Below are 6,781 nucleotides of genomic sequence, written 5' to 3'. Positions count from 1 at the left end.
GGTCCTGCGCCACCTGGTTCTTTTCAAGGTTGGCGAAGCGGAAGGTGCCGCGCCCGTCTTCCTTGGCCTGGCGCAGCGCCACGTCTGCCGTGCTGAGCAGCGATTCACTGTCCGGTCCGTTATCGGGATAGGTGCTGATGCCGATGGAGCACGAGATCGTCAGCGTGTTCTGCCCGATCTGCATGGGCTTGGCGATGGTGGTCAGCAGGCGTTCGGCAAACTCGGCGGCTTCCTTGTTGGGGCAGTTGGGCACCACCACCACGAATTCATCCCCGCCCGAGCGGCTGATGACATATCCATCCAGCGCGATGGCGCGGATACGGGCCGCGATTTCAACCAGGAACTGGTCGGCATAGACATGGCCCAGCGCGTCGTTGATGTCGCGGAAGCGGTCGATGTCCAGCATGAAGATGGCAAACTGGCGGTTGCCATCCTGCTTGTTGATCATGCTCTCGATCACCTTGTGGACCGAGGACCGGTTGAGCAGCCCTGTCAGGCTGTCGAAATTGGCAAGGTGGGAAATGTGTTCCTGCGTTGCATTCTGCTCGAACGCCAGCGCGCAGAAGGGGATGCAGGAATCGACAATGCGCTGCGGCCATGTGTTGCGGCCCTGGTCTTCACGCGAATATAGGGCGAAAATGCCCTTGACCTGACCCGACCGGGTACAGACCGGCGTACAGAAGCACTGCTGCAACCCCAGCGAAATCCCGAGCGAGCGGTAGCTGTCCCATACCAGGCGCGTGGCATATTTGGGATCAAGCCGCAGCTTTTCCAGCTCGGACGATGAAATGTACAGGCTTTCCAGCGATGCCCGGTACCGCTTGGGCAATGTGGGGCTGGACAGGACACGCAGCTGCCCGTCAGGCGTGATGAGCATGAGCACCGCAACCGTGCCGGGCACGAAGCTTTCCACCCGGCGGCACAGCAGGTCGGCCACGTCCTGTATGACCATGTCGCTGGCCAGCGCCTGCAGCACGTCGTTCTGCAGGATCAGGATCTTGCGCTGCTGGCTTTCGTTGGTGACGTTTTTCATCACCCCCATGAAGAAGACGCGCCCGTTATCGGTCACGACCTTCGACAGGGACAGCTCACCACAGATATATTCCCCGTCGCTGCGGGTGAACTCCACCTCACGCGATGTGCCGACAATACGGTTCTGGCTGCTGGAGCGGCTGCGGTCCACAAACGCGTCATGTCCGTTGCGGTGCAGCATGGGCACCAGCACGTTCACGTTCTGGCCAAGCACGTCCTTCTTGTCCAGGCCCCACAGGTTTTCCGCAGCGCTATTGAAAAAGATGACATGGTTCTGGTCATCGATAATAACGGTTGCGTCTATGGCCTGTTCCAGTGCCGAAATCAGGACTTCAGCGCTCAGGTTAGGCTTGGACATTGAGTTACCTCGCAAAAGGGACAAGGACGACCTGCAGCCACGAGCCATGCGGACCGTGGGGCATGCAGTATGGGACAGGTAGGCACACGGCGTGCCGGACGTGACGTTATATGGAAGACGGACATGCCGGTAATAGCAGTGGGCGCAGGCATATCATATGAACAGTAGACATATATTACATATTATATAGGATAGTATTTATTCCTAATTTGCATAGACGAAAACCATGGTACACGATTTAACAGAAAACCAGATGGTCTATATAACCCATCCCGGTGCACTGATCCATCGCGTCATTTGTTTAAAATACCCGTACTTACCTGACCGCTTTTCTGTCCGTGCTACAGGTTTCGCCATGACAGCCGGAACATCCGCCGCATCCACCACCTGAACGGGGCGTGGCGCGCCGGGTGGCGTAGCGGGTCATGACGGCAGGGGCATGAACCCGCCGCAGCAGGCTGCCCGTCTGCTGCCAGCCTTTGCGCGCCAGCGCCGGAAACAGCCGCCCCGCCCAGTATAGCGCGCACGCCAGCACCAGCCCGCAGGCCAGCAGTGTCTGCAGCAGCGTCGTGAAATGCATCAGAACATCCGTGCGATATGGTAGGTCAGGAACGCCGCGACATAGGCAAGGGCGAACAGGTATCCCGCCGCCAGCGCCACCACCCGCCACGATGACGTCTCCCGCCGGATGACCGCCAGTGTTGCAACGCATTGCGGCGCGTAGACATACCACGCCAGAAGCGACAGCGCGGTGGCCATGCTCCAGTGCGTGGGCAGCATCTGCCCAAGCTGGAGGGCCGCCTGGTCCGTATCCGTGCCGGAGCCGAGGGAATAGACCGTGGCCAGCGCGCCTACCGCGACTTCACGGGCGGCAAGCCCGGGAATCAGCGCCACGCAGATCTGCCAGTTGAAGCCCAGCGGCGCGAAGACCGGCAGCATCAGGTGGCCGATCCGTCCCGCGAGGCTCCAGTCGATGGCAGGTCCCGGCGCGCCCGGCGGTGGGGCCGGAAAGCTGGACAGGCCCCACAGCAGCACCGTGAGCGAGACAATGGTCGTGCCCACGCGCAGCAGGAAGATGCGTGCGCGTTCCCACAGCCCCAGCGCAAGGTCGCGCGGGTTGGGCAGGCGGTAGGCGGGCAGTTCCATAAGCAGGGTGGCTTCCTGCCGGTCGGCATTGCGCCAGCGCAGTATGCGCGCCACCACCACGGCGGAGATGATGCCCAGCGCATACAGCCCGAACAGGACAAGCCCCTGCAGATTCAGGAACCCGCCGATGTTGCGGTGGGGAATGAATGCCCCGATCAGCAGCGTATAAACCGGCAGCCGGGCCGAACAGGTCATGAGTGGTGCGATCAGGATGGTCACCAGCCGGTCACGCGGGTTCTGGATCGTGCGCGTGGCCATGACACCGGGCACGGCGCAGGCAAAGCTGGACAGCAGCGGAATGAAGGAGCGCCCGCTCAGCCCTGCGAACGACATGAGCCGGTCCAGCAGGAACGCGGCCCGGGGCAGGTAGCCCGATTCCTCCAGCGCCAGTATCCATGCGAACAGGATCAGGATCTGCGGCAGGAACGTCACCACGCTGCCTGCCCCGGCGATCACACCGTCCACGATCAGGCTGCGCAGGACGCCGTCGGGCAATAGCTGCCCGACCTGCTGCCCCAGCCAGCCCATGCCCGCATCGATCCCGTCCATGACGGGCTGCGCCCATGAAAAAACTGCCTGGAACATGAAGAACAGCAGCACGATCAGGATGACCGGCCCCCAGACCGGGTGCAGCACCCAGCGGTCCAGCCGTTCTTCCACCCGGTCGGACAGGGGGGTGGACTGGGTCACGCAGTCCGACAGGATCTGGCGCACCATCGCATGCAGGTCCGTGCCCGCGGGCAGGGGCGTGGGCACGGGGGGCAGGGTTTCGTCCAGCTGCGTCAGCAGGCTGCGCGCGCCGTCCCGCCTGATTCCCACCGTGGGCACCACCGGCATGCCGATTTCTGCCTGCAGGCGGGGCAGGTCGATCTCCATGCCGCCGCGCCGGGCCGCGTCGATCATGTTCAGCGCCAGCACCACCGGCCGGCCGAGGTTGCGCATTTCCAGCACGAAGCGCAGGTGCAGCCGCAGGTTTGTCGCATCTGCAACGCAGACCAGCAGGTCGGGCGCGGCCTCCCCTTTATAGGTGCCGGCGCAGACATCGCGGGTGACGGCTTCATCGGGGCTGGTGGCGTTCAGGCTGTACGCGCCGGGCAGGTCCAGCAGGCGCACGGTATGGCCTGCGGGCGTGGTGAACCAGCCTTCCTTGCGTTCCACCGTGGCGCCAGCGTAATTGGCCACTTTCTGCCTGCTGCCGGTCAGCAGGTTGAACAGCGCCGTCTTGCCGCAGTTCGGGTTGCCGACCAGTGCGATGTTGAGTGTGGTCATGCCGGTGTCCCTGCCGCGGTATGGACGTTCACGCGGTCCGCTTCCGTGCGGCGCAGGGCAAATCGGGTGAAGCCGATGCGCACCGCCAGCGGATCACCACCCAGCGGTGCGGTCGCGACAATGCGCACCGCTTCCCCCGGCACGAAACCGAGTTCACGCAGTCTGTGGGCCACGGGGTCTGTGCTGCCGTGGTCATCAACGCTGTCGATCACGGCGTCGGTTCCGCGTGGCAGGTCACTCAGTCGCATAAGGCGGTATTATCCGGACAATAAAAGTAAGTGATAATTATTATTAAATACTGGTGGTAATGTTGTCCATCATGTTTGTTCCGATACCTGCACCATGGCGGATGCGGGTATGCCGGGTGCGCATGTAGTCCCGTCCTGCAATGCAGGCAGCGTGGACAGGACATGGAAAAACGTGCCCGATACCAGCCCGCGCCGGCCCCCGCCCGGGCCACGTGGCGCGCCATATCCGTCGTGCATGTCCGCCAGTGGCGTATCATCGCCCGGATCGGTCACGGTGGCGTAATGGAATTCATGCCCGCGCAGGACCGTGCCCGCCCGGCCAATGGCACAGTCGTGGCGCAGTCGCGCCGTGCGGTAGCCCAGGTTCATCCGACGCCGCGCAAACGACGTGGCATGTCCCAGCAGCCCGGTCATGCGGTGGGTTTCTCCTGCCTTGTCCGTCAGGCTTTCTCCCAGCACCATGAAGCCCCCGCATTCCCCATGCACCGGCCGGGTCCGGGCAAAGCGCGTCAGCGCATGGCGGAAATGGCCCGCTGCCGCCAGCCGTCCGGCATGCAGTTCAGGATAGCCGCCAGGCAGCCAGCAGGCATCACACCCGTCCGCCGGGCCTTCGTCATTCAGTGGAGAGAAAAAATGCAGCTCCGCCCCCGCCCTGCGCCAGCCTGCCGCCACATGTGCGTACAGGAAGGAAAAGGCTGCGTCATTCGCCACCGCGATCCGCTGCCCCGGCGGGGAGATGGCAATGGCGTCACCCGTGGCCGCAGGGGCCTGCGGCATGGCGCAGGCCAGTATGGCGTCAAGGTCAAGGTCACGTTCGGCCTGCGTCGCAAGACGGTCGGCCAGTGCATCCAGCCCGCCATGCTCCCGCGCCTGCACCAGTCCCAGATGGCGTTCGGGCATCTGCAGCTGCGTATCACGCCCGAACGCGCCCAGCACCGGTATGCCCGTGGCGGAAATGGCCCGTGTCGCCATGGCGGCATGGCGGGGAGACCCCACGCGGTTCAGGATGACGCCCGCGATCCGGACGGCGGGGTCAAGCGTTGCAAAACCCAGCGCGGTGGCCGCGGCTGACTGTCCCTGCCCGGAAATATCCAGCACAAGCACGACCGGCAGGCCGAAGCGTGCGGCGATATCTGCAGGCGCGCCCCGTGCGCCGCCTGGCTCCATCAACCCGTCAAACAGGCCCATCGAGGCTTCGGTCACCAGCATGTCGCAGCCTGAACACGCCTGCGCCATGACATCATCCAGCAGCGCGGGGGGCATGGCCCAGCTGTCCAGATTGAGGCTGGACAGCCCGGTCAGCGCTTCATGAAACGCAGGGTCGATATAGTCCGGCCCGGTCTTGGCCCCGCGCACGGCAACACCCCTGCGGCGCAGGGCGGCCAGCAGGGCCAGCGTCAGCGTGGTCTTGCCGCCTCCAGATCGGGGCGCGGCGATCATCAGCCCTCGTGTCATCGTATCCGTTCCTGCTAGACCGTGTTGAGCCAAGTCACCTTTTACCCCTGTAGGGAAAGAACACCACCCAGATGGAGCGTACCCATACCAGCCTGCGCCGGGGATGGACCACAGGCAGTTGCGCCACCGCCGCCGCCCGCGCCGCATGGCGTGGCCTGTGCGGGGGGACGTTTCCCGATCCGGTGACCATTACCCTGCCCGGCGGGCAGGATGTGGCGTTTGCGCTGGCGGCCCACGGGTATGACGGCGATGGCGCGTGGGCGGAGGTGGTGAAGGACGCGGGCGACGACCCGGATGTGACACACGGCGCGCATGTGCGCGTGGACGTGCGTCGCGGGCCACCGGGAAGTGGTGTGGTGTTTCGCGCGGGCGAAGGGGTGGGCACCGTGACCCTGCCCGGCCTGCCCGTCCCGCCGGGCGAGCCCGCCATCAACCCGGTGCCCCGCCGCATGATCCGGACCGCGCTGCGTGACGCGACGGGGCGGGAACCGGATGTCGTGGTCACGGTGTCCGTCATGGGCGGGCGGGACATGGCGCGTCATACGCTCAATGGCCGTCTCGGGATTGTGGGCGGCCTGTCCATTCTGGGCACGACGGGCATTGTCGTGCCGTTTTCCTGTGCCGCGTGGATCGACAGCATCCATCGCGGCGTGGACGTGGCGCGCGCGCTGGGCCTGCCCCATGTGGCGGGCTGCACGGGCGATGTGTCGGAACGGGCCACGCGGGCGCTGTACGCCCTGCCGGAAGAAGCCATGCTGGAAATGGGGGACTTTGCCGGTGGCCTGCTGAAATACCTGCGCCGTCACCCGGTGGGGCGTGTGACCATTGGCGGTGGCGTGGCCAAGATGACCAAGCTGGCACAAGGTTTCCTTGATCTGCATTCCCGCCGTGGACAGGCGGACATGGCGCGGCTGGCGGCGCTTGCGCGGGGGATGGGGGGAGCTGATCCGCTGGTGGAGGACATTGCACGGGCTCATTCCGTCGCCGCCGCCTTCGCGCTGGCGGCCGGGGCCGGGCATCCCCTTGGCCCGGCTGTTGCGCATGGGGCGTGGCAGGTGGCGGCCGATGTGCTGGCTGGCAGTGACTGCGTGCTGGATGTGCTGCTGTTCGACCGCGCGGGCACGCTGGTCGCCCGGCATGGCCCGCATCCGGTCAGGGGCTGAAACGCGATATCATCATATCCGGTTTTTATTTATCAAACCGGCAAAGGATGGATGATTACTTCTTCTGGGGGCTGTTGGGAATTGAGTTTTCTAAAGGGCCATGATGTGTT

The 6,781-nt window shown here is 64.6% G+C and carries 6 protein-coding genes; 1 reads left to right on the top strand and 5 read right to left on the bottom strand.

Going from position 1 to position 6,781, the window contains the following annotated elements:
* The 5 genes from B7449_RS15025 to B7449_RS15005 all read right to left on the bottom strand — a co-directional run.
* Positions 1–1,390: diguanylate cyclase domain-containing protein (locus B7449_RS15025; protein WP_048883770.1), on the bottom strand; the 1,390-nt coding region annotated here is incomplete at its 3' end.
* 316 nt (positions 1,391–1,706) lie between these two features.
* Positions 1,707–1,970 carry a DUF6587 family protein gene (locus tag B7449_RS15020; protein ID WP_039736293.1) on the bottom strand — a complete coding sequence of 88 codons (264 nt, stop codon included), beginning with the start codon at positions 1,968–1,970 and terminating at the stop codon, positions 1,707–1,709.
* A complete protein-coding gene (gene feoB / locus B7449_RS15015; RefSeq protein WP_039736291.1) occupies positions 1,970–3,805 on the bottom strand; it encodes a ferrous iron transport protein B in 1,836 nt (611 codons plus the stop codon). The genes B7449_RS15020 and feoB overlap by 1 nt, the downstream gene beginning before the upstream one ends.
* Complete coding sequence (locus B7449_RS15010) at positions 3,802–4,053, bottom strand: FeoA family protein (RefSeq protein WP_039736290.1); 252 nt, start codon at positions 4,051–4,053, stop codon at positions 3,802–3,804. Before B7449_RS15010 ends, feoB begins: the two co-directional genes overlap by 4 nt.
* 69 nt (positions 4,054–4,122) lie before the next feature.
* Positions 4,123–5,508, bottom strand: a complete 1,386-nt coding sequence (locus B7449_RS15005; RefSeq protein ID WP_235721052.1) for a cobyrinate a,c-diamide synthase — start codon at positions 5,506–5,508, stop codon at positions 4,123–4,125.
* 71 nt (positions 5,509–5,579) lie between these two features.
* Between B7449_RS15005 and B7449_RS15000 the strand changes: the two genes are divergently transcribed.
* Positions 5,580–6,671: a cobalt-precorrin-5B (C(1))-methyltransferase gene (locus B7449_RS15000; protein ID WP_039736288.1), complete on the top strand. Its 1,092-nt coding sequence runs from the start codon at positions 5,580–5,582 to the stop codon at positions 6,669–6,671.
* Positions 6,672–6,781 lie beyond the last annotated feature (110 nt).

It is taken from the genome of Komagataeibacter intermedius TF2, assembly GCF_000964425.1.
In the GTDB taxonomy this organism is placed as follows: Bacteria; Pseudomonadota; Alphaproteobacteria; order Acetobacterales; family Acetobacteraceae; genus Komagataeibacter; species Komagataeibacter intermedius.
This window is presented reverse-complemented; position numbering and strand designations above follow the sequence as displayed.

Excerpts from the sequence above, each read along its gene's own strand:
- B7449_RS15020 (WP_039736293.1), bottom strand. The coding sequence starts at position 1,970 with ATGCATTTCACGACGCTGCTGCAGACACTGCTGGCCTGCGGGCTGGTG.
- B7449_RS15000 (WP_039736288.1), top strand. The coding sequence starts at position 5,580 with ATGGAGCGTACCCATACCAGCCTGCGCCGGGGATGGACCACAGGCAGT.
- feoB (WP_039736291.1), bottom strand. The coding sequence starts at position 3,805 with ATGACCACACTCAACATCGCACTGGTCGGCAACCCGAACTGCGGCAAG.
- B7449_RS15005 (WP_235721052.1), bottom strand. The coding sequence starts at position 5,508 with ATGACACGAGGGCTGATGATCGCCGCGCCCCGATCTGGAGGCGGCAAG.
- B7449_RS15010 (WP_039736290.1), bottom strand. The coding sequence starts at position 4,053 with ATGCGACTGAGTGACCTGCCACGCGGAACCGACGCCGTGATCGACAGC.